The organism is Sporomusa sp. GT1, assembly GCF_014634905.1.
Classification (GTDB): domain Bacteria; phylum Bacillota; class Negativicutes; order Sporomusales; family Sporomusaceae; genus Sporomusa; species Sporomusa sphaeroides.
Map to the genome: position 1 here is coordinate 1 of NZ_BMBX01000058.1, position 1,885 is coordinate 1,885.

The window sequence follows — 1,885 nt, forward strand, 5'->3', positions numbered from 1 at the left end:
GTCGAGTAGAAGCGGGCCTCACGGCCCGACAACCCTCACAGAACCGGACGGGCCCAACTAAGGCATCCGGCTCTTCATAACAGCATTCACCGATAGTTAGCCATAGATATTCACGTAAACCCTTGCTTTGGCAAGCGGGAATCGCTCCTCAAGCTTTGCAAATCCTTCCCAAGTCAGACTCTTCTTCTGGCTCCTGCGATTGAGCACTTCAAGCAGTTTATGCCGTATGCGATAGCCAAACGTATGGATTCCGTTGCTGTTGTCGGTCACCCCATAGTAACGGTAGTGTCCAATCAGCTTGGCATTTATCTGCTTGATTAAGTCTCCTATCTCATTGTGCATGGCACGGTGCAGCCAGTCTGCGAAGACTTTCAGCTTCACTTTGAATTTCTTCCGGCTGGTTTTTCTCTTGACGCGGAATCTGCCTGTTTTGCTTTTGCCACAGTAGTGCGTGAATCCGAGAAAATCGAATGTGTTCGGCTTACCTTCGTTTCGCTTAGCCCGACTGTCTGCGGCAAAGCGTCCGAATTCGATGATCTTCGTTTTCTCCTCCGCTATCTCCAGGTTGAATTTCCCCAGTCGGTCTATCAATTTTCCATAGAAAGCTTCTGCATCTGCTTGGTATTGAAAGAAGCATAAAAAGTCATCAGCATATCGAATCAGATAGGCTTCACCTCTGCAGTCCCGTTTTATTTTCACCGTGAACCACAAGTCCAGTACATAGTGCAGGTATACATTCGCCAGCGTGGGGGAGATGACTCCCCCTTGCGGCGTTCCTGTGTCTGTTTCGTATTCTACGTTCGCCTCTATGACCCCCGCCTTCAAGAAGCGCTGTATCAGTCGCAGGAGGTTCGGGTCTTGGATTCGGTCCTGCAGGAACTTCATCATCCACTCATGGTCGACGTTGTCAAAGAAGCCCTTGATATCCACATCCACTACATAGTTGACCTTCTTGCTTTCAAGGATTCTGGTAACTTCCTTTAGCGCGTCATGGCAGCTTCTCCCTGGTCTGAAACCATAGGAGCAGTCGAGGAATTCCAGTTCGTAGATGACAGTCAGAATTTCGTTTAGGGCTTTCTGCACCAGTTTGTCCTCATAGGCAGGTATTCCTAGCGGTCGCTTCTTCCCATCAGTTTTTGGAATGTAGACTCTCTTTACGGGTTGCGGCTTGTACGCTTGCCGCTTCATTCTTCCCAACAGATCATCGATGTTTTCCTTTAGCTTTTTGCCGTATTCTTCTTTGGTTACAGCGTCCACGCCAACTGCTTTCTCTGCTGACAGGACACGATGGGCCGCCTTCAGGCTTTCCTCGTCAATGGCATGGATAAGGGTTTGCAGTTTGGCTCTCGGTCTTTGTTTAGCTAATTCGGTTATCCTTGTCAGTTTTGTTACCAATGGTTCTCTGCCTCCAGTGCAGCATTGTTTCTCTTTTCAAGGGCTCTGCTATGTTACGCCCTTCCCTCCGCAGGCATTACCCTGCTTCTTCAGTACTATAGCGCAATCCGACTCCCTGCCGTCTATTTGACTTCCTCGTCTTCAACTTGTCCGCCATACTCTCAGGGGAGGGCGGCAGGGTCTCCCAAGTTCACACGGAGTAACGGTGTGTAGCATGCCAAGACCTTCGATCCCGGGGCGCCGCCATTAGCTCGCCTGTATCGCTAAACGCGGTGTTGTCTTCTGCTCGTCCCATGCATCGACCTTTCCCATTGAGGATTTCGGGATTCTACATCTTCAGCTTGCGCTTTCGGCCTGCTACCTTTCCTGCCTACGCTTAGACCTGGCGTTACCGCTTCAGTCCCAAGGCTGGATACTGGGTGACTGGCTAGGCCTTCCCAGACGGGATTCCCTCCCGCTTTACTCCGGGCGCTTCTTGGCGCACGGGACG

At 50.8% G+C, this 1,885-nt stretch carries 1 protein-coding gene; it reads right to left on the reverse strand.

The window, feature by feature from the left end; all coding sequences use genetic code 11:
* Nucleotides 1–96: 96 nt before the first annotated feature.
* Complete coding sequence (ltrA, locus tag GT1_RS21790; RefSeq protein ID WP_188400483.1) at nucleotides 97–1,395, reverse strand: group II intron reverse transcriptase/maturase; 1,299 nt, start codon at nucleotides 1,393–1,395, stop codon at nucleotides 97–99.
* Nucleotides 1,396–1,885 lie beyond the last annotated feature (490 nt).